At 60.9% G+C, this 23,348-nt stretch carries 17 protein-coding genes, 1 pseudogene and 2 riboswitches; of the genes and pseudogenes, 7 read left to right on the forward strand and 11 right to left on the reverse strand.

Translation table 11 applies throughout. The annotated features are described in order from the left end of the window. Positions 1–167: 167 nt before the first annotated feature. Genes pepN through E3O56_RS03180 form a run of 6 tightly spaced genes read right to left on the reverse strand, consistent with a single transcriptional unit; the run spans position 168 to position 6,668 of the window. Positions 168–2,825, reverse strand: coding sequence for an aminopeptidase N (gene pepN / locus E3O56_RS03155; RefSeq protein WP_248127833.1), 2,658 nt, complete (start codon positions 2,823–2,825; stop codon positions 168–170). 13 nt (positions 2,826–2,838) lie between these two features. After that, entirely contained in the window at positions 2,839–3,669 is an 831-nt protein-coding gene (locus E3O56_RS03160) for a DUF2797 domain-containing protein (RefSeq protein ID WP_005788687.1), read from the reverse strand. Continuing rightward, complete coding sequence (locus E3O56_RS03165) at positions 3,666–3,926, reverse strand: DUF1315 family protein (RefSeq protein ID WP_005788688.1); 261 nt, start codon at positions 3,924–3,926, stop codon at positions 3,666–3,668. Before E3O56_RS03165 ends, E3O56_RS03160 begins: the two co-directional genes overlap by 4 nt. A gap of 14 nt (positions 3,927–3,940) precedes the next feature. Continuing rightward, positions 3,941–4,810 (reverse strand): rhomboid family intramembrane serine protease, encoded by an 870-nt coding sequence (locus E3O56_RS03170; RefSeq protein ID WP_032875921.1) that lies wholly within the window; start codon positions 4,808–4,810, stop codon positions 3,941–3,943. After that, a complete protein-coding gene (locus E3O56_RS03175) occupies positions 4,807–5,781 on the reverse strand; it encodes a metallophosphoesterase (protein ID WP_164699547.1) in 975 nt (324 codons plus the stop codon). Before E3O56_RS03175 ends, E3O56_RS03170 begins: the two co-directional genes overlap by 4 nt. Then, entirely contained in the window at positions 5,778–6,668 is an 891-nt protein-coding gene (locus E3O56_RS03180; protein ID WP_003217892.1) for an NAD(+) kinase, read from the reverse strand. The genes E3O56_RS03175 and E3O56_RS03180 overlap by 4 nt, the downstream gene beginning before the upstream one ends. A gap of 145 nt (positions 6,669–6,813) precedes the next feature. Here E3O56_RS03180 and E3O56_RS03185 point away from each other — a divergent pair. Beyond that, positions 6,814–7,761, forward strand: a pseudogene (locus E3O56_RS03185) (DUF1853 family protein). Positions 7,762–7,875: 114 nt separating this feature from the next. On the opposite strand, the gene E3O56_RS03190 reads toward E3O56_RS03185, so the two are convergent. From E3O56_RS03190 to cobW, 4 genes are read right to left on the reverse strand one after another with little or no spacing between them, the layout of a single operon-like run. After that, positions 7,876–8,478 (reverse strand): VWA domain-containing protein, encoded by a 603-nt coding sequence (locus E3O56_RS03190; RefSeq protein ID WP_032880973.1) that lies wholly within the window; start codon positions 8,476–8,478, stop codon positions 7,876–7,878. Positions 8,479–8,531: 53 nt separating this feature from the next. Then, positions 8,532–9,530: an AAA family ATPase gene (locus E3O56_RS03195; RefSeq protein WP_078821506.1), complete on the reverse strand. Its 999-nt coding sequence runs from the start codon at positions 9,528–9,530 to the stop codon at positions 8,532–8,534. Further along, the gene (gene cobN / locus E3O56_RS03200) at positions 9,530–13,291 is read right to left on the reverse strand and encodes a cobaltochelatase subunit CobN (RefSeq protein ID WP_248127835.1); all 3,762 of its coding nucleotides are present in this window, start codon (positions 13,289–13,291) and stop codon (positions 9,530–9,532) included. Before cobN ends, E3O56_RS03195 begins: the two co-directional genes overlap by 1 nt. 2 nt (positions 13,292–13,293) lie before the next feature. Then, positions 13,294–14,355: a cobalamin biosynthesis protein CobW gene (cobW, locus tag E3O56_RS03205; RefSeq protein ID WP_103734327.1), complete on the reverse strand. Its 1,062-nt coding sequence runs from the start codon at positions 14,353–14,355 to the stop codon at positions 13,294–13,296. 91 nt (positions 14,356–14,446) lie between these two features. Beyond that, positions 14,447–14,647, reverse strand: a riboswitch (cobalamin riboswitch). A gap of 264 nt (positions 14,648–14,911) precedes the next feature. Here cobW and E3O56_RS03210 point away from each other — a divergent pair. From E3O56_RS03210 to cobM, 5 genes are all read left to right on the forward strand, one after another. Continuing rightward, positions 14,912–15,481 carry a hypothetical protein gene (locus tag E3O56_RS03210; protein ID WP_179119832.1) on the forward strand — a complete coding sequence of 190 codons (570 nt, stop codon included), beginning with the start codon at positions 14,912–14,914 and terminating at the stop codon, positions 15,479–15,481. A 118-nt stretch (positions 15,482–15,599) separates the two neighbouring features. After that, positions 15,600–15,814: riboswitch (cobalamin riboswitch) on the forward strand. A gap of 96 nt (positions 15,815–15,910) precedes the next feature. Beyond that, positions 15,911–16,099 carry a CbtB-domain containing protein gene (locus tag E3O56_RS03215; RefSeq protein WP_032875937.1) on the forward strand — a complete coding sequence of 63 codons (189 nt, stop codon included), beginning with the start codon at positions 15,911–15,913 and terminating at the stop codon, positions 16,097–16,099. 11 nt (positions 16,100–16,110) lie between these two features. Further along, positions 16,111–16,815: a CbtA family protein gene (locus E3O56_RS03220; protein WP_248127839.1), complete on the forward strand. Its 705-nt coding sequence runs from the start codon at positions 16,111–16,113 to the stop codon at positions 16,813–16,815. Further along, complete coding sequence (locus E3O56_RS03225) at positions 16,812–17,204, forward strand: cobalamin biosynthesis protein (RefSeq protein WP_032875943.1); 393 nt, start codon at positions 16,812–16,814, stop codon at positions 17,202–17,204. The genes E3O56_RS03220 and E3O56_RS03225 overlap by 4 nt, the downstream gene beginning before the upstream one ends. 72 nt (positions 17,205–17,276) lie before the next feature. Continuing rightward, a complete protein-coding gene (gene cobM, locus E3O56_RS03230; protein WP_078821508.1) occupies positions 17,277–18,023 on the forward strand; it encodes a precorrin-4 C(11)-methyltransferase in 747 nt (248 codons plus the stop codon). A gap of 123 nt (positions 18,024–18,146) precedes the next feature. Here the strand turns inward: cobM and nfuA are convergent, their stop codons facing one another. Continuing rightward, complete coding sequence (gene nfuA, locus E3O56_RS03235; RefSeq protein WP_003190728.1) at positions 18,147–18,731, reverse strand: Fe-S biogenesis protein NfuA; 585 nt, start codon at positions 18,729–18,731, stop codon at positions 18,147–18,149. A 99-nt stretch (positions 18,732–18,830) separates the two neighbouring features. On the opposite strand from nfuA, the gene E3O56_RS03240 reads away from it, so the two are divergent. Further along, positions 18,831–23,327, forward strand: coding sequence for an SET domain-containing protein-lysine N-methyltransferase (locus E3O56_RS03240; protein WP_248127841.1), 4,497 nt, complete (start codon positions 18,831–18,833; stop codon positions 23,325–23,327). The last annotated feature ends 21 nt before the right edge of the window (positions 23,328–23,348 follow it).

Below are 23,348 nucleotides of genomic sequence, written 5' to 3' on the forward strand. Positions count from 1 at the left end.
TGGTTACTTTCGCGCTTTTCGAAAGTGACCCGCTGTAAAAGCGGAACCAATATCAGCCGTTACCGCAGCAATGGATATGTACTCGGTATAACTGTGTCGGCTGCCTGGCCGCCTTCGCGAGCAAGCCCGCTCCCACATTTTGCCCCCGGAACATCAGGCAGAAAACGTTACGCCAGGCTCTTGCTGACCACCTCATACACATCGCTGGACAGCTCGCCACACGCGAGAATGCGCTCCAGCTGCGCCCTCATCAGCGCCTGGCGTGCGCTGTCATACTTGCGCCAGCGCGTCAGCGGCGCCAGTTGGCGCGAGGCGATCTGCGGGTTCAAGGTGTTGAGCTCGATCACCAGATCCGCCAGGAAGCGATAACCCGAGCCATCCGCCGCATGGAAGTTGACCAGATTCTGGCCGGCGAATGCGCCGATCAAGGCGCGCACCTTGTTCGGGTTCTTGATGGTGAACGCCGGGTGTTCCATCAACGCCTTGACCCGCGCCAGACCACCCGGCAACGTGCTGCCGGCCTGAACACTGAACCACTGGTCCATGACCAACGGGTTGTCCTTGAAGTTCTCGGCAAACACCGCCAGCGCCTGGGCCTTTTCCGCTTCGAACGGCGAGTTCACCAGCACCGCAAGGGCCGTCAGGCGTTCGGTCATGTTATCGCTGGTGTCGAACTGATCCAGGGTGGCCGCCAATACTTCTGGCTTGCCGCTGAGCATCAGGTACGACAACGCGATGTTCTGCAAGGCACGGCGGGCAAAGTGCTCGGCCTCTGCCACGTACGGCGTTTGCTTGGACAGCTCACGATTGGCCTGGTAGCGCAGCCACAAGCCTTCGAACAGGTTCTCGGCCAGTTGCTTGCGGGCATATTCACGGGCCGCGTGGATCGCATCCACATCCGCCACTTCGCTGATTTCCGTCAGGTAGGCTTCACTTGGCAGCGAGAGCATTTCCGCGACCATGGCCTGGTCGAGACTTTCGTCGCTCAATACCGTGCGCAGCGCATCGATCAGGCGCTGGTCCAGCTTCAGCGGCTGGCCTGCCTGATGCTGGGCGATCAGTTCCTGCAACACCTGCACCGACAGCTGCTGGCCGGCATCCCAGCGGTTGAAGCCGTCGCTGTCGTGCTGCATCAGGAACATCAACTGATCGCGGTTATACGGGAAGCTCAATTTCACCGGCGCCGAAAACCCACGCAACAGCGAAGGCAACGGCTTTTCAGCGACATCGACGAAGGTGAACGTCTGCTCGGCTTCAGTCACCGAGATCACTCGTGAGGTGCCTGCAGCTGTAGCCTCACCGGCCAGGCGCAAGTTGATTGCGGCGCCCTGCCCGTCCAGCAGGCCCAATTCCACCGGGATCACGAACGGCAGTTTTTCGACCTTGTCCGGCGTTGGCGGGCAGCTCTGGCGGAATGTCAGGCTGTAGGTCCTGGCCGCCGCGTCGTAGGACTCGCTCACCGCCAAGCGTGGCGTACCCGCCTGGCTGTACCAGCGTTTGAACTGGCTGAGGTCGGCGCCATTGGCGTCTTCCATGGCCTCGATAAAGTCGTCGCAGGTCACGGCCTGACCGTCATGGCGTTCGAAGTACAGGTCACTGCCTTTGCGGAAGCCTTCGGCGCCGAGCAAGGTGTGGATCATGCCGACTACTTCCGAGCCCTTTTCGTAAACGGTCAGGGTGTAGAAGTTGGAGATCTCGATAAAGCTGTCCGGGCGCACCGCGTGGGCCATAGGGCCAGCGTCTTCGGCGAACTGGTGCGTACGCAGATAGGCCACATCCTGAATGCGCTTGACCGTGGCCGAGTTCATGTCGGCGGAGAAGCCCGAATCACGGAACACGGTGAAGCCTTCCTTGAGCGACAACTGGAACCAGTCGCGGCAGGTCACGCGGTTGCCCGACCAGTTGTGGAAGTATTCGTGGGCGACGATGGCTTCGACGCGCTGGTGGGCGGCGTCGGTAGCGGTTTCGGCGCGGGCCAGCACGGCGCTGGAGTTGAAGATATTGAGGCCCTTGTTCTCCATGGCGCCCATGTTGAAATCGTTGACCGCCACGATCATGAAGATATCCAGGTCGTACTCGCGGCCGTAGGTTTCTTCGTCCCAGCGCATGGATTTCTTCAGGCTGGTCATGGCGTGCTGGCACTTGTCGATGTTTTCCGGCTCGACGTAGATGCGCAACGCGACTTCGCGATTGGTCATGGTGGTGAAGCTGTCTTCGACGCACCACAGGTCACCGGCCACCAGCGCAAACAGGTACGCCGGCTTCTTGAACGGATCTTCCCAGGTCGCCCAGTGCCGGCCGTCTTCGCCAGGGCCACTGGCAATCGGATTGCCGTTGGACAACAGCACCGGGTAGCTGTGCTGCTCGGCGATCACCGTGGTGGTGAACACGCTCATTACGTCCGGGCGGTCGAGGTAGTAAGTGATCTTGCGAAAGCCCTCGGCCTCGCACTGGGTGCAGAACATACCGCTGGATTTGTACAAACCTTCCAGGGCAGTGTTGGTTTCCGGATGGATCTTGACGGTGGTGTCGAGGGTGAAGGTCTCACTCTTTGGCTGCACGGTCAGGTGGCTGTCGGTCAACTGGTAGTCAGCGTCCGTCAGCGGCCGGTCGGCCAGGTTGACGCTCAACAGCTCAAGTTGCTGGCCGTCGAGTACCAAGGGCGGCAAACCGGCGCCGCGCTCGGGGTTGCGGCGCAGCACCAGCTGCGCGTGGACCAGGCTGTGGTCCTCGAACAACTCGAAGGTCAGGTGCGTCTCGTCGATCAGGTAGTCCGGCGCCTGATAGTCCTTAAGGTAAATCATCTTCGGTTGTTCGGTGCGCATGCTTGGGATCCTTCTACTGATGCACGGCGAGCTGGTAGGCCGTGTATTTACGAATATTGATGACGCCGGTATCGAAGATCAGGTATTGGCCCTTGATCCCCAGCAGCGTGCCTTCGGCAATCGGGTTCTTGTCCAGGTTGAAGCTGACGATCTTGGTCGGATACTGCTCGACCGGGTAGCGGATTTCAATCGGCTCGATGTCGGCAATGGTTTGGATGGCTTGCAGGCCAAAGCGTTCCTGCAAACCCAGCAAGCCTTCGGCGCAGGAGGCGAACAGCTCATCGCGCACCTGCTTGAGGTCCACCGATTGCGCGTCGCCCTTGAGCAAGGCGCGCCAGTTGGTCTTGTCGGCCACCTGGCTGCGGAACAGGTCTTCGACGAAGCCGGACTGCTGGCGAGTCGACACGCGCATGATCGGCAATGCCTGGCTGGCACCCTGGTCCAGCCAGCGGGTGGGCAGCTGGGTGGCACGCGTGATGCCGACCTTGACCCCCGACGAATTGGCCAGGTACACCACATGGTCGGTCATGCAGAATTTTTCGCCCCAGCCCGGATCACGGCAGGTGCCGGCGTCGTAATGGCAACGCTCGGGGCTCATGATGCACAGGTCACACTGGGCCAGCTTGGTCATGCACGGGTAGCAATACCCTTGACTGAAGCTGGTCTTGGTCTTGCGCCCGCAATGGCTGCAATGAATGGCACCCAGGTACTCCAGGCGCACATGGGTGCCGATCATCGGATTGACCGGCACCTCGACATCGCCCAGGCGAAACGCATATTGAACAGTCGGCTCACCAAGTTGCGCCGACATTTTGCTGACTGCACCGCGACCAATTTCAATCAATGGATCGCATCCGACTTGAACAGGATGTTCGCCACCGGCTCCGACTTGGACGCGCATTCCTGCGGGCCCATATAGCCGGTACGCTGCTCTTCGGGCAGGTTCTGGATCTCCCAGGCGATCATCGCTTGCAGGGATAATTCGCGCTGTTCGGCGGTGAGCTTGCGGCCATCGGACCATTTGCCGATTTCCACGGCGAGCTTGAGGCTTTCGTAGATATCGGGGGTGATGTTTTCGATCATTTCAGCAAAAGAGGACATTCGGCTCTTCCTTATCAAATAGACGATTTGCGACGGTTGTACAGCCCGCCGAGCAAACCGGTGAGGCAACCGATAACCAGGCCGCCGACATGGGCCGCGTTGGCGATTTGGCCGAAGCCGATCATCGAGACCAGCCCCGACAGGCAGAGCAGCAGCCACACCAGCATCATCACCAGCACCCCACGGGGCAGGCGATAGGCTGGGTTGGGTGACAATAGTTGAAAGATCCAGCAATGCCCGAGCAGGCCATACAACACACCGGACAAGCCACCGAACAGGCCAGGGCCGCCATAAGCGTATTGCGCGTAGTTGGAGACCAGGCTGAACAACAGGGTCAGCCCCAGCAAGTTGATACTGCCCTGGCGCGCTTCGATGCGCCGGCCCAACTCCCAGTACCACATGCCGTTCATGGCCAGGTGCAGGATGCCGAAGTGGATCAGCATCGGCGTGACCAATCGCCACCACTGCCCTGAAGCGAGCGTGTCGGCCAACGGCGTGAACTGGATGTACTCGCCCAGCACCCGGAACGGCAGGAACGTCAGCCAGGCCATGGCTTGCAGGTTTTCACCAAGCAGGGTCACGGCGCCGACAATCAGGCTGGCCAACAGCACCAGCGCCGTGACAGGGCTATGACGCAGCTGCTGGACGAAACCTGGCCGTGCAACTGGCGCCTGTTCAGGAATATCCAGCTGCTGGTCCGGGTCGCCGGCAGGAAAGCGTTGATACAACACGCGCACGTCATCGCTGATGGTTTCAGGCACCCACAACACTTGCTCACCCGCCTCTTCACTGACGCGATGGGGCACCTGCATGCGTTGCAGCAACTTGACGAAACCACCCAGGTCGACACTCAGGGGCAAGCGCAATACGGCTACGGTACTCATGGAATGGCCTCGGGTCGCTCAACGTCGACCCATACAAATTTACGCGGATCCAGTTGGGTTTCCTGGTCGAGTCGATACGCCACCAGCTTGCCGTACAGCACCGCGCTGTAGTCCAGGCAGGCCAGGTTCGGGCGGATCGGCGCCGGTTTGCCACTGCGCCAGTAATGGCCGACGAACAACAACGGCTCGTCGACGCCGTAGCGCAGCAGGGAATTCTTTTCGGTGGACGACAACGGCGTGCGCGCCACCGGCTCTGGCAAAGCGTCGGGCTGGAACACGATGTCACCGTAGGTCTTGGGGTCATCTTCCCAGAACTTGGTGCGGAAGAACGACCGCGTCAAGCCATCGCCGCCGGTCAGGGTCAGGCCGTCGGGCAGGCGCATATCGGTGCCGCGCAACAGCCGATCGAAGGCGTTGCAGGCGAAGCTGCCCGGTACGGCTGCGGCTTGCAGGAAGTGCTGGTCGATGCAGCCATCCGGGAAGGTGGCGCGCAATGGCTGGATGAAGCCTTCATCCCAGCACGCGTGCACCACGCGAAAACGCCCGGCATCGACAAACAGCGGCATGTCGTAGAACCAGCCGAGGAAGTCGTGCCAGTCGGCCGGGTGGTGCTCGAACTGGGTCAGGGTCTCTTGGATCAACCGCGCATGACGTGGGTTGTGCTCGCGCACGAACTGCCTGCCGCTGCCGGGTGGTGCCGGGGTGGTCCAGCCCAGCGCATTGAACTCATGGTTGCCCATGATGCACAGCGCCTGGCCGGCCTCGGTCATATCATGGACGATATGCAGCGCCTCGCGGATGCGTGGGCCACGGTCGATGATATCGCCCAGGAACACCGCCATGCGCGACGGATGGCGCCAGGTGCCGCCCTGCTTGTGGTAACCCAATTGGTCGAGCAAGTGCTCAAGGGTATGAGCGCAACCGTGCACGTCACCAATCAGGTCGTAGCTACGCGCGGGATCGAGCATCAGTCGCCCCCACCCCCCAAGCGGCTGCCCCAGCCCAACTTGGTACGGCACACTTCGTAGTAGTTGTGATCCAGCGGGTGGATCAAGCGCAACTTCTGTGCCTTCTTGCTCACGGTGATGGTGTCACCGGGGGCGCAGGTGAAATGGTTCTGCCCGTCGCAGGAGACTTGCGGGTAGATCTGCATGTCTTTGGACACCACGATTTTCAGCTCGCTGTTGCCATCGACCACAATCGGTCTGCTGGACAACATATGGGGGTACATCGGCACGATCACAATGGCATCGAGCTTGGGATGCATGATCGGGCCACCGGCCGATAGTGCATACGCGGTGGAGCCAGTAGGCGTGGCGACAATCAGGCCGTCGGCCTTCTGGCTGCACACGAACTGGCCGTCGATATACAGCTCGAACTCGATCATCCGCGTGGATTTGCCCGGGTGCAGCACCACATCGTTGAGGGCATCGCCCTGGCCGATCGCCTCGCCATGGCGGCGCACTTCGGCTTGCAGCAGGAAGCGGTTTTCCACCAGGTAATGGCCGTCGAGCACCTTGGCCACTTCAACTTCCAGCTCATCGGGGCGGATGTCGGTCAGAAACCCCAGGCTGCCGCGGTTGATCCCCAGCACCGGCACGTTATGCCGCGCCAGCGCCCGGGCGGCGCCGAGCAGGCTGCCATCGCCGCCGACCACGATGACCATGTCGCAGACCTCGCCGAGCATCTTGCGCGACGAGGTCTGCAGGCCGTGGCCCGGGAGGATTTCGGCGATGGTGTCTTCGAGGATCACATGCAGGTGGCGCTCGAGCAGAAACTTCTTCAGCCGGCGGACGGTGTCCAACACCTGGGTACTGCCCAGGCGACCGATAATGCCGATATTGCGAAATTGCTCCATGGGGCTCCTGCGGGATTTGGGGTGCGGCAAAAAAGAACGATTATGGGCGAAAGGCCGCGTCAGGCAAAATCCTTTGTCGCCGCCGCGCCTTGATGACAATGGTTCTCAGGCACCTTCACCCGGCTGAAAAGGCTATGCTCGGACCATGACCGTGTTCCCTGACTTGCACAACTTGCCCCGCCAATTGCGCCACCCCGAGGTGCGCGACCTGGCGTGGGTGATCCTCGCCCCGCCCATGCTGGCGCAAACGCCGTGGCCGCAGCGCCACCCGCTGGCCGGCAGTGACTGGGCGCAGGCGCCACACCGGCTTGAGCATTGGCTGCGTGCGCTTGATCAGGACAGCAGCGCCCTGCAGCAGTGGCTCAGCCTGTCGCGCACACGGCGCCTGGGCCTCTATTACGAGCGCCTGTGGCAGTTTGCCGTGCAGCACGCGCCGGGTGTGGAATTGCTGGCCGCCAACCTGCCGATCCGCCGCGCCGGGCATACCCTGGGCGAACTGGACATGCTGTTGCGCGACCGCGATGGCGTGCACCATCTGGAATTGGCGATCAAACTCTATCTTGGCCCACAGGACGGCAATGGCCAGGACACCGCGCTATGGCTCGGGCCGGGCTGCCATGACCGGCTGGACCGCAAGCTGGCGCACCTGGCCGAACATCAACTGCCGATTTCTGCGCGGGCCGAGAGCCGCGACGCCTTGGCGGCGCTGGATATCCAGGTGTTCGATGCGCATTTGTGGCTGGGCGGTTATCTGCTCTATCCCTGGCCTGGCACGGCGCAACCCCCAATCGGCGCCCACCCGCAGCATCTGCGTGGTTGCTGGTTGCATCAGCGTGACTGGTCGGATTTTGTCAGCACCCGCCCACCCGGCCACTGGCAACCCCTGCCCCGCCACGCCTGGTTGGCACCTGCGCATTACACGGCGGATCAAGTGTGGAGTGAAGCGTAGATGCAAAGCTGGCTGAAGGACCTGGATCCGATGGCACCGGCGCAGTTACTGGTTCGGATGGTGCAGAACGGTGAGGACTGGGAGGAAGCGGAGCGGTTGTTTCTGGTGGCGGATCTTTGGCCGAATGTGCCGGGGGCAGGCTGATAAATCCTCGGTGTATTCAAGGCAGCCATCGGGGGCAAGCCCCCTTCCACAAGGTAGTGCGGCGCACTGAAAAATGTGGGAGGGGGCTTGCTCCCGATGTCGATTGCCCAGGCACTACACATCATCGATATGCTGATAATCCAACTGCAACCCCATCGCCAACTCCTGAGCCCGTCCCAACCTGATCGGCCCGCGCTCAATGTCTACCAGTAACCCCGGACACTCCAACGGCGGCAACCCATCAATGGCTTTGAGCCGACCATCAGTGATCACCAGCAATCGCTGTTGCTGCGCCGGGTAACGCTTGCGCCGCGCTTTGAGCCACTGCCCGGCCTCGCTCAAGGCGGCGAGCAATGGCGTACCGCCACCGGCGCCTAACTGCTCCAGCCAACCCGTCAATCCCTTTGCCGCCTTCAAGCCCTGCACCTGCCACTTCGGCGCTGATCCGCTGGCCGTCAACAGCGCCATGCGCGCCCGTTGCCGATAAGCGTCGTCGAACAGCTGAGCCAACAAACCCTTGGCATCGGTCAACGCCCGATGGCGCCGGGTGGACGCCGAGGCATCGACGATTACCAACCACAGTTCCGGCGCCGAACGGCTACGCAGGTGGAACAGCAGATCATCACGGCATTGTGGCCGTCCACCGAGCAACGTACCCGGCCAATTGATCCTGCCTTTCTGTGCGCTGCGCGCCTTGCCCTGCCTGCCGTTGTCCAGTCGCCCCGCCTGGGGCCGGGCATCCGCCCCCGCGTCAGGTCGGGGGCGAATGCCTAGGGCTTTTTTGGCCAGGCCGGCACATCGCGGCGGGCGCCCGTGGGCAAGGCCGGCGCAGGCATATCGCCCCATTGGCCTTGGCCGGGCGAGCTTTCAGACGGTTTCGACGACTGCCCTTGATTCGGCGGTGCGGCCGCGGGCGTTTGCTGCTGACGGCGATGGCGCAAGGCAAACTCGGCCACCGCTTCGATGTCTTGCTCGGCAATGGCTGACGCGCCTCGCCACGCCGCATGGGCCCGGGCACCACGCAGCCAGACCAGGTCGGCGCGCATACCGTCCACGCCTGCGGCAAAGCAGCGTTCGGTAATCTGCGCCAAGGCGTGATCGTCCAGGTCGATGCTGTCGAGTCGCGCCCGCGCCTGCGTGCAGCGTTCGCGCAACTCGGCTTGCGGCGCGGCCCACTGCGCGCAGAAGGCCGCCGGATCACTGTCGAAATCCAGACGACGACGAATGATCTGCCCACGTTCGGCGGGCAAGGTCTGCCCGCTCAGCGCCACATTGAAACCAAAGCGGTCGAGCAACTGCGGGCGCAACTCCCCCTCCTCCGGGTTCATGGTGCCGATCAGCACAAAGCGCGCCGAATGCCGATGGGAAATACCGTCGCGCTCGATCAGGTTGGTGCCGCTGGCGGCCACGTCCAACAGCAGGTCCACCAAATGGTCGGCCAGCAGGTTGACTTCATCCACATACAGCACGCCGCCGTCAGCCTTGGCCAACACGCCGGGGGAAAATTGTGCACGGCCTTCGCCCAGTGCGGCTTCCAGGTCCAACGTGCCGACCAGGCGTTCCTCGGTCGCGCCCAGGGGCAAAGTCACGAACTGGCCACTGGCGAGGAGGTCCGCCAGCCCACGGGCCAGGGTCGACTTGGCCATGCCTCGCGGGCCTTCGATCAGCACGCCGCCGATGCGGGGGTCGATGGCGGTCAGGCACAGCGCCAGTTTCAGGTCGTCAGCACCGACCACGGCGGACAGCGGAAAATGGGGAATCTCGGTCATCAGCTGTCTTCTTCTATATCCAGCAAGAGGTTTTCCAGTGCTTCGCGATAAGCCCCCGGCGCCTGCCACATGCCCCGCTGCTGGGCTTCGAGCATACGCTCGGTCATGTCGCGCAGGGCATCGGGGTTGTGCTGCTGCACAAACGCCCGGGTGTCAGGGTCCAGCAGGTAGGCATCGGCGAGCAGTGCATATTGATGGTCGTCGATCAACGCGGTGGTGGCGTCGAAAGCGAACAGGTTGTCCACGGTCGCGGCCATTTCAAACGCGCCTTTATAGCCATGGCGTTTCACGCCTTCGATCCACTTGGGGTTGGCGGCGCGGGCGCGGATCACCCGGTTCAGCTCTTCCTTCAAGGTGCGGATTCTGGGCAAGTCCGGCTGACTGTGGTCGCCATGATAACTGGCGGCCTTGTCACCGCTCAGGGTTTCCACGGCGGCGAGCATACCGCCCTGGAATTGGTAGTAATCATTGGAATCGAGCAAGTCGTGCTCGCGGTTGTCCTGGTTCTGCAACACCGCCTGCACTTGGCTCAGGCGCTGGGCAAACTGCTCGCGGGCGGCGGTGCCTTCATCGGAGCCCCCGTAGGCATAGCCGCCCCAGTTGAGGTAGACCTCGGCCAAGTCCTCGCGGCTCTGCCACAGGCGCCCGTCAACCGCGCCCTGCACGCCCGCGCCATAGGCGCCCGGTTTGGCGCCGAAGATGCGCCAGCCGGCCTGCTTGGCCGCAGCCTCTGCATTCAGGCCCGACTCAACCAGCGCCTGGCGCTCGCTGCGCACCTTGGCGGCCAAAGGGTTCATGTCGTCCGGTTCATCCAGGGCCGCCACCGCCTGCACCGCTGCGTCGAACAGGCGGATCAGGTTGGCGAAGGCATCGCGGAAGAAGCCGGACACGCGCAGGGTCACGTCGACACGCGGGCGATCCAGCAGGCTGATCGGCAGGATTTCAAAATCGTCGACCCGCTGGCTGCCGGTGGCCCATACCGGGCGCACGCCCATCAGCGCCATGGCCTGGGCGATATCATCACCGCCGGTGCGCATGGTGGCCGTGCCCCATACCGACAGGCCGAGTTGGCGCAAATGATCGCCATGATCCTGTAGATGGCGTTCCAGAATCAGGTTGGCCGATTGGAAACCGATGCGCCAGGCTGTGGTGGTTGGCAGGTTGCGTACGTCCACGGTAAAGAAGTTACGCCCGGTCGGCAGCACATCCAGGCGTCCGCGACTGGGCGCACCGCTGGGCCCTGCCGGGACGAAGCGCCCGCTCAGGGCATCGAGCAGGCCGCGCATTTCCGCCGGGCCGCAGGCGTCCAGGCGTGGCGCCACCACGATGCGCAGGCTTTCGACGACCGACTTGACGTCCTCCCAGCCAGGCTCTTCCAACTGCTCGACAGGGCCTTCCAGCGCCTGCTCGATCAAGCGCGTTGCGTAAAGCTCCAGGCGTTCGCGGGTATCGCCGGCGGTGCGCCACAACTGCCCGTCGATCTTTTGCAGTACCAACGGGCGCCGCCCCGTCCATGGTTCGGCCAAGGCGCAATCGAGCGGATCGAAGCCCAGTTCGAAGGCCTTGGCCAGCACCCGCAACAGGCTCGATTGCGGGCCACGGCCATCGCCACGCGGAATGCGCAGCAACGCCAGCAAGGTGTCGATGCGCAAGCGGCCCTCGGGCGACTCGCCAAAGACATGCAGGCCGTCGCGGATCTGCGACTCCTTCAAATCGCACAGGTAGGTGTCCAGGCGCGGCAACCAGATGTCGGCGTCAGTCTCGCTGTCCAGCTCCAGCTCCTGGTCGATGCGGGTTTCGCGCACCAGCTTGAGAATGTCTTTTTGCAACTCAAGGGCGCGGCGCGGGTCGAGCAATTGCGCCTCGTAATACTCGTCGGCCAACAACTCAAGGTTACGCAACGGGCCGTAGGTTTCGGCACGGGTCAACGGTGGCATCAGATGGTCGATGATCACGGCCTGGGTACGCCGCTTGGCCTGGGCACCCTCGCCCGGGTCGTTGACGATAAACGGGTAGATGTTCGGCAGCGGCCCCAGCAATGCATCCGGCCAGCAGTTTTCCGACAGGCCCACGCCCTTGCCCGGCAACCACTCCAGGTTGCCGTGCTTGCCCACATGAATCACGCCGTGTGCGCCGTAGGTGTGACGCAGCCAGAAATAGAACGCCAGGTACCCATGGGGCGGCACCAGGTCCGGGTCGTGGTACACGGCACTCGCGTCCACCTGGTAACCCCGGGCAGGCTGGATGCCGACGAAGGTCAGGCCCAGGCGCAGGCCGGCGATCATCATGCGGCCGTCGCGGAACATTGGATCGTTTTGTGGAGCACCCCAACGTTCCAGCACGGCCTGGCGATTGGACTCGGGCAGTCGATCGAACAACGCCTGGTACTCGGCCAGGCCCAGGCTTTGATGGCACGGGCGCTGGTCGAGGCTGTCGAGGTCGTTGGTGACACCGCCGAGCAGCTCGTGGATCAGTGCGGTGCCGCTGTCCGCAAGCGCCGGCGCCACCGGATAGCCTTCAACCTGCAAGGCCCGCAGGATATTCAGCGCCGCTGCTGGCGTGTCCAGGCCCACACCGTTACCGATGCGACCGTCACGGGTCGGGTAGTTGGCGAGGATCAGGGCGATGCGTTTGTCGGCATTCGGCACCCGGGCCAAGTCAACCCAACGCCGCGCCAGTTCAGCGACAAAATCCATGCGCTCGGGCGCTGCGCGGTAGCACACCACGTCAGACTGGCTGCGCTCGCTGCGCCAGGCCAGGTCCTTGAAGCTGATCGGCCGGCTGATGATGCGCCCATCCAGCTCGGGCAAGGCAATATGCATGGCCAGGTCGCGGGGGCCGAGCCCCTGTTCGCTGGCTTCCCAGCCGGGCTGGTTATCCTGGGCGCAGATCGCCTGGATCACCGGCACGTTGCGCCGAAACGGTCGCAGATGCGGCGCTTCGGGGCTGGATTGGGCAAAGCCTGTGGTGTTGAGGATCACCGCGACTTGCACGTCGTCCAACAGGTCCTCGACCACCGTGAGGCAACCGGGCTCTTTCAAACTGGCCACTGCGATGGGCAACGGGTTCAGGCCCGCTGCCTGCAAGCGCTGGCAGAACACATCGATAAATCCGGTATTGGCCGCCTGCAAGTGGGAGCGGTAGAACAGCACCGCGGCCACGGGGAAGTCGGCGCGCCAATCCGCCTGCCAGTCATTGAGGCGGGCATTGGCTTTGTGCGGGTGATAGATCGCCGTACGCGGCAAGGTTTGTGGCTCGGCCCAGGCATAGTCGCGGCCCAGATGGGCGCTGGCCAGGCAGTGATAAAAGTCCAATGCATTGCCCAGGCCACCCTGGCGCAAAAAGTGCCACAGACGCTCGCGCTGTTCAGCAGCGACGGTGCTCAGGCCGCTGAGTTCCGGATCTGGACGATCATCCCCCGGCACCAGGATCAACGTGGCGCCACGCTCGGCCAACTCCACCAGGCGCTCGATGCCGTAGCGCCAATAACCAATGCCGCCATGCAAGGAAATCAGGATGACCTTGGCGTGACGCAACACCTCATCGACGTACAGGTCGACCGAGGCGTGGTTCTGCACCTGCATCGGGTTGGCCAGCCGCAGGCTGGGGTAATCCTCGGGCAACTGCTGGGCGGCTTCGGCCAGCAGCGCCAGGCTGGAGTCACCGCTGCACAGGATCACCAGCTCGGCGGGGGTTTGGCCAAGGTCGGCAATATTGTCGTCCGCGACGAAACCACCGGGTTGGGTCCTGAGCAGGTGCATGGTTAAACGCTGAGGGCAGCGCGCAATTGCGCTTCAAGGCCAGCGGCGTCCAGCTCCTGACCGATCAGCACCAGGCGCGTGATACGCGCTTCATCGGCACCCCAGGCACGGTCGAAGTGCTTGTCAAAGCGTGTGCCCACGCCCTGGATCAGCAGGCGCATCGGCTTGTTCGGGATAGCAGCAAAGCCTTTGACGCGCAAAATGCCGTGTTGCCCCACCAATTGGGTCAGGGCGTCCAGCAACAGTGCTTCGTCGGCTTGAGGCAGGTCGATGGAGATTGAGTCGAAAGCATCGTGATCGTGGTCGTCTTCGCCTTCATGGTGATGATCGTGATGGCTGTGGCGAGCGTCGATATGCTCTTCGGAGCCGGCACCCAGGCCGATCAGCACGTCCAATGGCAGGCGACCGCTGCTGGCTTCGATGATCTTAACCGCCGGCGGCAGCTCCTCGGCCACTTCCAGGCGCACGCGGGCCAGGTCTTCGGTGCTGATCAGGTCGGCTTTGTTGAGGATCACCAGGTCGGCGCTGGCCAGTTGGTCGGCGAACAGCTCGTGCAAAGGCGACTCGTGGTCCAGGTTCGGGTCCAGTTTGCGCTGGGCGTCGACTTGATCCGGGAACGCAGCGAAAGTGCCGGCGGCCACGGCCGGGCTGTCGACCACCGTGATCACCGCGTCAACCGTGCAGGCGCTGCGGATTTCCGGCCACTGGAACGCTTGCACCAAGGGTTTTGGCAAGGCCAGCCCCGAGGTTTCGATCAGGATATGGTCAAGGTCACCACGACGGGCGACCAGTTCGCGCATCACCGGGAAGAACTCTTCCTGCACGGTGCAGCACAGGCAGCCGTTGGCCAGTTCGTACACGCGGCCGTTGGCTTCTTCTTCGGTACACCCGATGGAGCATTGCTTGAGGATTTCGCCGTCAATGCCCAGCTCGCCAAACTCGTTGACGATCACGGCTATGCGACGGCCCTGGGCGTTATCGAGCATGTGGCGCAGCAACGTGGTCTTGCCCGAGCCGAGGAAGCCGGTAACGATGGTGACGGGGAGTTTGGCCAGTGTTTTCATCGGATGCCCTTTGGGGCGGGCATACGGGACGACAGGCCCTGCGGCGCGCGCAGCAGCGGATTTCGTCACCGGATCACCCCGCCCGGTTGAATTGGAAAATCGGTGACGAGGCAGGTCTCCTGGCTTGGGGCGTGCAGGTCTTGTGACCAACGCTGACTGCGCCTTCCCGCCGTCTCGGCAGTGGCGTGGCAGTCAACTGAACCCTTCACAGTTGCGGGGGCAGCCGCGGCTTGAACCGCGTTCCCTTCTTAGCTTCGACCTGGGCCGAAGAACCTCGAGGGTGCAAGGCTACGCAGTGCAACGGAGCGGGTCAATGTCGCGCCGCCTAAAGCATAAACTTACCCAGCCTGTGCCTTGACCAACTCAGTCTTTGTAAGGCTTGCGCCGATCCCGCAAAAGCGCCCGGCAATATGATGTCATATTCAATACGGAACGGTCGCGCAGTCCGACACCACGCAGCAGTGCTCATTTCATACAGAGACTCCTGCCATTTCGCAATTAGCGGAGTGTTTTTGAAATGTGGCGAATTTTAATCCATTGGCTTCAGGAATGAATCATGCTGATATCGACTTCTAACGCGCCCACCCCCCTCGCTCTTTTTAACAATACGGGTGCAATCAATAACAAACAGCCCGTCAGTGCTGACGCTGTTGGGCGTGCGCCGCTGGATTCTCAGGACAACCCTCCCGCAGCCCTGAACGCTCGCGGCAACTTACCGCGATTCAAACGATCAGAGCCGCTTATGAGCAGCCTTGTGGAACAAGGGATCAGCAAACGTGGCCCCCTACTCCATTGCTTCCAAGACGATCTGATAAATGGGATAAAAAAGCACTTTCGTGAGTACGCCGCAGGCGAAAACGACCGATTTGTAAACTTTAACGAATTGAAAGAAGCGGCAGGTCAAATACCAACCACCAGAGCTTTTTCCGCCGAGGCAACCCTCTATGCCAAAATACTCCTGCAGAACCCTCGGGTACTTCGTGAGTTAGATATCGGAATTGGTGACCATGGCCGGCCCGGCGCGGAAGATGGGAGATTTGATATTGAAAACATCGAGCACATGTTAACAAAGCCAACTTATATGGGAGAGCACTTTGCGATTTTGCTGGATTACCGACTCACCTGATTAGTTCGGTCAGATACAACACAGTCGGCGGTGCTTGATACAAGATGGCAAGGTTTCGACAGGCAAGCTGCGTTCGTCACTACGTATCAGTTTGACGCACATCACTGCGTCATGCTCTCCTACACATCTTGTTTCGGGTGCCCCTCACAGGGTGAAACGGGAAACCGGTGCGTCATAGATTTATGGCCAGTCCGGTGCTGCCCCCGCAACGGTAAGCGAGCGAAGCGTCAAATCCACTGTGCTGTGCATGGGAAGGAGACGCTTGTCAGGATGGACTCTATCAAGAGCCGCCCCTCGCAAGCCCGGAGACCGGCCCGAAAATATCAGATAACAAACCCGCGGTGGGCGGGCGCTGTTCAGAACCCTGCGTGCCTGGCTCGCGGGGTTTTCATGCGCTCGTTTCACCCTGATACCTGAAAGGGACGCGCCATGTCGATCATCAGCAGCACTTCGCACTCCGCTAGCAGCACTGCCACCTTGAGCCAACGCCTGACCGCCGCCATCGGTGCGTCAATCCTTGGTGCGTGCCTGGTGTATTTCGCCGGTTTCTCCCATATCGAAGCCGTGCACAACGCGGCCCACGATACCCGCCACAGCGCCGCGTTCCCGTGCCACTGAGACCTGCCGACATGATCAAGCGTATTGCCCAAACCGCAGGGTTCACCGGCTTATTGGCCGCCCTGCTGCTGACCCTGCTGCAAAGCTTGTGGGTCGCACCGTTGATTTTGCAGGCGGAGACCTATGAAAAGGTTCCAGCTGTTGCCGAAGTCACCCATGAACATGCTGCTGGCGCCGCTGCCCACACCCACGACGCCGAAGCCTGGGAGCCGGAAGATGGCTGGCAGCGCGTGCTGTCGACCACCGGTGGCAACCTGGTCGTCGCGGTCGGGTTTGCGCTGATGCTGGCCGGCCTGTACACCCTGCGCGCACCAACCCGTACAGCTCAAGGGCTACTGTGGGGCCTGGCCGGTTACGCGACATTCGTACTTGCGCCGACCTTGGGCCTGCCGCCTGAGCTGCCGGGCACCGCCGCCGCTGATCTGGCGCAACGGCAGATCTGGTGGATCGGCACTGCCGCGTCTACCGCTGCCGGCATTGCTTTGCTGGTGTTCGGTCGCGGCTGGTTGCTCAAAGTGCTGGGCGTGGCGATCGTCGCCGTACCCCACGTGATTGGCGCTCCGCAGCCGGAAGTCCACTCCATGCTGGCCCCGGAGGCCCTCGAAGCCCAGTTCAAGATCGCATCGCAGTTGACCAATGTGGCGTTCTGGCTGGCCCTTGGTCTGATCAGTGCCTGGCTGTTTCGCCGTAACCGCGACGAACACTACTCGGCATGACCCTCGTCGTCGGCCTGGGTTGCCAGCGGGGTTGTGATGTCCGAACCCTGCTGGAACTCCTTGATAGCGCCCTCGCCGAAGGCGGCATTGAACGCCAACGCATTACCGCGCTGGCGAGCATTGATCGCAAACAGGCTGAGCCGGGGTTGGTGGCCCTGGCCCAATTATTGAGCCTGCCCTTGCAGTGTTTCAGCGCCGAACAACTGGCCGGCTTTGAACATCGGCTGAGCCACAAATCAGACGTAGCATTTAGCCATACCGGCTGTTACGGCATCGCCGAAAGTGCCGCATTGGCCTTGGCCGAGCAACTCGCCCACGGCCCTGCCCACCTGCTCATCACCCGCAAGAAAACCATCCAGGCCACCCTTGCATTAGCCTGCGCCGGTTAAAATCCCGATAATTGCCGCTCTCGATCATGAGCAATCTTCATGCTCGCCCGTTTTTTTCAACAGGAATTCCCCATGACCGTCTACTTCATCGGCGCAGGCCCCGGCGACCCGGAACTGATTACCGTCAAGGGCCAGCGGCTGATCCGCAGCTGCCCGGTGATCATCTACGCTGGCTCGCTGGTGCCTGCGGCAGTACTGGAAGGTCATCAGGCACGCCAGGTGGTCAACAGTGCCGAGCTGCACCTGGAACAGATCATCGACGTGATCAAAGCCGCCCATGCGCAAGGCCAGGATGTGGCGCGCGTGCACTCCGGCGACCCGAGCCTGTATGGGGCGATTGGTGAGCAAATCCGTCACTTGCGCGAGCTGGGCATTCCCTTTCAGATCATTCCCGGGGTCACGGCGGTGGCTGCCTGCGCGGCGTTGCTGGAAACCGAACTGACCCTGCCGGACATTGCCCAGAGTGTGATCCTGACCCGTTATGCGGATAAAACCAGCATGCCGGCGGGTGAGGACTTCGACAGCCTGGCCCGGCACGGCACGACAATGGCCATTCACTTGGGGGTCAATCATCTGGACAGGATCGTCGCTGAGCTGCTGCCGCACTATGGTGCAGATTGCCCGATCGCCGTGGTGCACCGCGCGACATGGCCGGACCAGGATTGGGTGGTGGGTTCGTTGAGTGATATTGCCCAGAAGGTCGCGACTAAAGGCTTTCGGCGTACCGCGCTGATTGTGGTCGGGCGGGTGTTGGCAAATGATAGCTTTGGCGAATCCTCGCTGTACCGCGCAGGTCACGCCCACCTCTATCGTCCTTGAAGATATGGACTGAACCACAGCCAATCCAAACTATCAGACAATCATCATAGCTGGCTGAATTTAGAGCATAAAAAAACGGCGCTCACGGGGCGCCGTCTTTTAAGCTCGCAGTGAACACCTTACTCAGTAGTAGGCGTTTTCTTTCTGCGTGTGATCAGTCACGTCGCGCACACCCTTGAGCTCAGGAATACGCTCAAGCAAGGTGCGCTCGATGCCCTCGCGCAGAGTCACGTCCGCCTGGCCGCAACCCTGGCAGCCGCCGCCGAACTTCAATACCGCGATACCGTCATCCACTACGTCGATCAGGCTCACCTGACCGCCGTGGCTGGCCAGCCCCGGGTTGATCTCGGTTTGCAGGTAGTAGTTGATCCGCTCATTGACCGGGCTGTCGGCGTTAACGTTGGGCACCTTGGCGTTGGGCGCCTTGATAGTCAACTGGCCGCCCATGCGATCGGTGGCGTAGTCGACTACAGCGTCGTCAAGGAAAGCTTCGCTGAAGGCATCGATGTACGCGGTGAAGCTTTTCAGCCCCAGGGCGGTGTCTTCAGGCTTCTCTTCACCAGGCTTGCAGTAGGCAATGCAGGTCTCGGCGTACTGGGTGCCGGGCTGGGTGATAAAGACGCGGATGCCGATACCCGGGGTGTTCTGCTTGGACAGCAGGTCAGCCAGGTAATCGTGGGCGGCGTCGGTAATGGTTATGGCAGTCATGGAAACTCCTCACAGGCTTGCCGGCAGTTTACGCCAAATTATTACGCAGGTACAAAGTCCGAGCATTTTTGTCGGAAAAGCCCCCTATCCCCCTGACCGATGGCGAACAACCGCCCCATTGCCCGTGAAAACAGATCGATCGCCAACGCCTGCCTTGCACCTAGTTATATAGGCCTCCCGCAAAATCATGCTGAATATAGTGAATCCTCTTCGGCTATTGGTTGTGAGGATTCAATGAATATTGCTATGCAGAGTTTCCATTTCAAGGGTTTGCCTGAACAGCCAGCGCATCTGGACCATTTGATTGATTACGTGACCGCACGCATCCCACTGAAGTCGTCACCCGCTTCTGATTGTTATTATTACCCCCCGCAAGATTCCGCATTGGGTCGCGAGTGCAAGGAAGCCTTTCGGGTGCTGAAAAAACTGCAGGAGGATGAAGACTTTCAACAGTTCCTCTGCAAGAAACCAGAGCCTGACAATTCCGTACTGGGGCGGGACTTTCTCTACGACCTGCTCTCGACAATGCTCAGCAGCACCCGCCCGCCGATGCCCGCTCTTCCCGAAGTTTTCAGCATCGACGACCACGCCGTGGTCCTTCGACATGTCCCCACTTATTGGTCCATCGACGTCGATGTATTGCTCGACATCAACCGCCGCGTGGGCAATGGACTCAAAGCCGATGGCTCGGTAAGGCTTGATCTGGTCTTCAAGTATTACTCCATCGCCCCCCCACAGCCCAAGACCACCGCACAGTGGAAATCGGTGCTCTATGGCCTGCAGGAGCACCGCGTTCTGCAGCGACTAGGACACGACGGCCACGTAAGCGACTTGGAGCATTTGTTGGATGCACCGGCCGACGAAACTATCAAGGAGGTGACCCGCCAAATCGAAAAGGAAACCGGCCGATCTCTGTTCCGTACAGTATTGCCTGAGCACTATTCCCCATCGCAGCAGGAACTGCTCGCAACGACACCAACGGTCTTGCTTGAGCAGATTCTCAACAGCCCGCAGAACCTGGCACTGGCCGAACGGATAGCCACGGCGTTGGGCTGGTATGGCAGCCAAAAGCACGAAAGTTGCCCACAGCCGGTTCTAGTGAAATTACTCTGGCGCGCGCTATGGCTGACGATCATCCCCGCACCTCAAGCGTCCATTGATAATGAATTGAAGTTGTTCATCTCAGCGGGAACTTATTATTCGTCGATCCGCAATTCTTTGGCCCGGCGCTTTGAAAACGCCCTGTCGATCAGCCCTGAGTCGACACCCTTGGTGATGTGCGTGGCCAAGGCCAATATCGCCAGCGAGGTATGGGTCGCCGATATTCCCCAGGACCTGCCCTACGGTGTCACCACTGCCTGGGTCAACTTCAGAAGCGGTTTCCTTCTGGCCGAAGCGCTGGCACCAGGCTCATCGCGCCACATGACCTTCGAACAATTGCTCAACCTGCCAGCGGCACACTATAGCGCCCATGCCAACAGCCCCGAGCAACAAGCACTGGTAGCGGCCGCCAAGCTCGCGCCGAGCGTTTACTGGGCGCAAGCCAACGGGTTGATTGCCACTCGGCAGTCAGGCCACTCCCGTGAGGAACTTGCCCAAGCCGTAGCCGCCCTCGAGCAACATGAGCATGAGGTGTTCAACGCAGTCCGCGATCTTGCGCTCAAGCTGCCCAGTCGTTGGCGCTCGGCGTCGGACGCCGAGTACGACAAAGTTTTCCGTGAGGCCCTTGAGACGCCCAGGAACGCCTACAAGGTCTTGATCCAATCCCTGCTTGCCCACCTGGGTTCTGACACCCTTAATGTGGATCAAGACGAAATCACGGTGTACTCATTGCGAAAAGCCCTGGACAAGGTTCCGGTCGAATATGAAGACAAACGCAAGACCGATGCCGTTCGTTACCGGGCAGGTTTCATCCTTCGAATCGTAAAACCACGCCAGCCCTTCCAGGTCAACTACATCGAGGTGTTCCCCCTCGCCGGATTGATTCGTCGACGTCCTGACATCAAGACCCTGCCGCTGGACGGCAAGGTCGTAGAACTACGCGACGCGATGAGTTGGTGTAAATACAGGTTGGCCACCGAAGTCCCCTTTGATCCGAATGCCTACAAGGAGAGCAATACCCCTGTTGCAGGCCGCAAGGCCGAGTTGATCGTTGAGCAAGTCGGCGAAACATTGCCGGCCATCGATGCCCTGGGACGTCGAATCGAATCGTTCGCCCCTAATACCCTGTATGCCCCGCGCAGTGAACAATTGGCGAGTATGATCGCCCGAGAGCTGTTTTTCCGCGACGAAGAAGCGCTCCTGGAACAGACCCGCAAAAGCACACGGGAAATGGACATCGGCCGCGATGTACTGGAAGACATGACGTTCTGGGGCAAGGTATTTGTTCCCTTCTGGGCCGGCATTGACGACCTCGCATCCGGGGATCCCCAGCGCATCAAACCGGGGATCGCGAGCCTGACCATCGACTTCGTGTCTTTTGCCTTGCCGGTCGGAAGGTATGTTGCCGGCTCCAGCCGTCTGATCATCCAGGCCGGGAAAACCGGGTTGCGCCTGGCCTTGCCAAAACTCGCAAAACTGACAGGCACGCTGGTGATTTCAGTTCTGCAGGAACTCAACCCCCTGGCGGCGGTACCCAGCCTGCTCAGGCTGGCGCGCTTTGGACTGGTCAAGCTTGGCCGTATTGCCATGCGCCAGACGAAACGCGGGGTCGCCCTCCTACGCGATGGAACCCTCGCTGCCCGCCACATGAAGTCAGTTGACCCCACGACCTGGAAGCCACTTCAGGCCGGCGATCGACTCTTTACCGTCGACGGTTTCCCTGACATTCCGATGCGTAACGTCGGTAGCCTCGACGCGCCAGATTTTCGCCTCATCGATGCCGCGTCCAATAAAGCCTTCGGCCCGCGTTATCGCGAACCGATCACGGTGATCAGCAACAGCAGCCCGTTGATCCGTCAATACGCCGTCGACCCTCAGTTGATCAGCGGTCTCAAACCCGACGCACGCGGTATCTTCTCCCGCGCGGACTACAACCAGAAGTTCATCTGCAATGTCGATGACAAGGGCAAGATCGCGGTGTATCAGGTACGTGACAATTCCTATGGATTTATCCAGGAAACCGCCGCGGGCGCCGACAACAGCTTCTCGGTGGTCATGGTCAACCCGAAGAACAATCGCGACCTGTCGATCACGCTATCCTCCGTAGAACCGGGGCATTGGTACTCAAGCCAGATCAAAGTCACGGGCGGCGCGCCGGATGTCACGAACGTCGTGACCCCCTCGATCCTGCAGAAATGGACCGAATCCAGTGAACACGCCTTGAAAAAAACCCTGGACACCTTCATCAAGACCTACAATCTGGACCCCACCGCATTCCGCCAATTTGTCAAAAGCCGCGACACGTTGACACCCCGAGGGCAACAGATGCTCGACCGTGCGGGAACCGCCCGTACCGCCATTACCCACGACCATCTGGAGCATTGGCGCAACAGCTCGCAACGAGAACGCAACAGCCTTACCCTTGAAGGCTTCGCCGCTGACCATAACCTGGACCCACGGGATTTGGCACAGTACGTCAACCTCGATGGCAGCTATCGCGCCGCCGGCAAAGTGCTCGCCAAGCATGCCAACGGTGGAGAATTCACCGTACTGACACCTGAACACCTGGACGAATGGCACAAGCACTACATTACCCCTGGTTCAAGGCATTCCGTGCTCACGTTTGTCGATGAGAAAAACCTCAATCCGGTGATCTGGAGCGCCTACGTCAATGACAATGGCAGCATGACCCGCGCCGGCAGGGAAATGTTGATCTTCGGGCAGAGGAGCCCGCTGGATCAACCGATCGCCAGGAAACGCCCCGCTCCGCCACCTACGGCAGGCGGCTCGAAACATCCGCGCCTGGATGAAGAGGCCGTCCCTGCCCGCCGGCGCTCCACTTCAATCACGGCGTCCTTTGACCATAAAATCAACAACAACGCACCGATCCTGCAGGACCCAAACGATGTCAGGCGCAGCTTGACCCTGGAACTGGAAGGCCCACTGCAAAACATCAAAATTACCGATGCCAACGGCTTTTTCGATGAGTTCATCGGCATGCAACATGTGGAAGTCAAGGAGGCTGCCACCAAGAGCATTCGCGAATGGATCTCCAAGGAGGGCAACCATCATCGCAAGCTCGATCGATTGCTGGAGGTCAAGAAACTCAACGAGGGCACGGAACGCGGACTCTCGGTCGTGGCCCGCACCGACATCAAGCGGTTCGATGTGCTGGGGCCGTACACCGGCAAGCTGCACTTGGACCAAGCTTCGGTGAATACCGAAATACTTGAAAAGGGTGAAGCGGCGGTCGGCACATATCTATTTCAGACCAACACCAGCGGTGCCAGCATTAGCGGCCACGGCAACAGTAATACGCTGAGCCTGATCAATGCGGTCAAGGTACCGGGCATTACCGATGTCGGTATCGAGAACGTCGGCTCCCTGTGCGTAGGTAAATACATGGTATTCATTGTCGCGTGGCGGGATATTCCGGCCGGAACCGAGTTATTGATGGACTATGGCAAAAGCTATTGGAAGTACTTGAAGCCCTGAGACCGGCCACTTGTAAAGCGC

It is taken from the genome of Pseudomonas sp. W2Aug9, assembly GCF_023127755.1.
GTDB lineage: Bacteria > Pseudomonadota > Gammaproteobacteria > Pseudomonadales > Pseudomonadaceae > Aquipseudomonas > Aquipseudomonas synxantha_A.

Excerpts from the sequence above, each read along its gene's own strand:
- cobW (WP_103734327.1), bottom strand. The coding sequence starts at position 14,355 with ATGAAAACACTGGCCAAACTCCCCGTCACCATCGTTACCGGCTTCCTC.
- nfuA (WP_003190728.1), bottom strand. The coding sequence starts at position 18,731 with ATGACTGCCATAACCATTACCGACGCCGCCCACGATTACCTGGCTGAC.
- E3O56_RS03215 (WP_032875937.1), top strand. The coding sequence starts at position 15,911 with ATGTCGATCATCAGCAGCACTTCGCACTCCGCTAGCAGCACTGCCACC.
- cobN (WP_248127835.1), bottom strand. The coding sequence starts at position 13,291 with ATGCACCTGCTCAGGACCCAACCCGGTGGTTTCGTCGCGGACGACAAT.
- E3O56_RS03165 (WP_005788688.1), bottom strand. The coding sequence starts at position 3,926 with ATGTCCTCTTTTGCTGAAATGATCGAAAACATCACCCCCGATATCTAC.
- E3O56_RS03225 (WP_032875943.1), top strand. The coding sequence starts at position 16,812 with ATGACCCTCGTCGTCGGCCTGGGTTGCCAGCGGGGTTGTGATGTCCGA.
- E3O56_RS03210 (WP_179119832.1), top strand. The coding sequence starts at position 14,912 with ATGCTGATATCGACTTCTAACGCGCCCACCCCCCTCGCTCTTTTTAAC.
- E3O56_RS03240 (WP_248127841.1), top strand. The coding sequence starts at position 18,831 with ATGGCGAACAACCGCCCCATTGCCCGTGAAAACAGATCGATCGCCAAC.
- E3O56_RS03170 (WP_032875921.1), bottom strand. The coding sequence starts at position 4,810 with ATGAGTACCGTAGCCGTATTGCGCTTGCCCCTGAGTGTCGACCTGGGT.
- E3O56_RS03195 (WP_078821506.1), bottom strand. The coding sequence starts at position 9,530 with ATGACCGAGATTCCCCATTTTCCGCTGTCCGCCGTGGTCGGTGCTGAC.
- E3O56_RS03180 (WP_003217892.1), bottom strand. The coding sequence starts at position 6,668 with ATGGAGCAATTTCGCAATATCGGCATTATCGGTCGCCTGGGCAGTACC.
- pepN (WP_248127833.1), bottom strand. The coding sequence starts at position 2,825 with ATGCGCACCGAACAACCGAAGATGATTTACCTTAAGGACTATCAGGCG.
- cobM (WP_078821508.1), top strand. The coding sequence starts at position 17,277 with ATGACCGTCTACTTCATCGGCGCAGGCCCCGGCGACCCGGAACTGATT.
- E3O56_RS03220 (WP_248127839.1), top strand. The coding sequence starts at position 16,111 with ATGATCAAGCGTATTGCCCAAACCGCAGGGTTCACCGGCTTATTGGCC.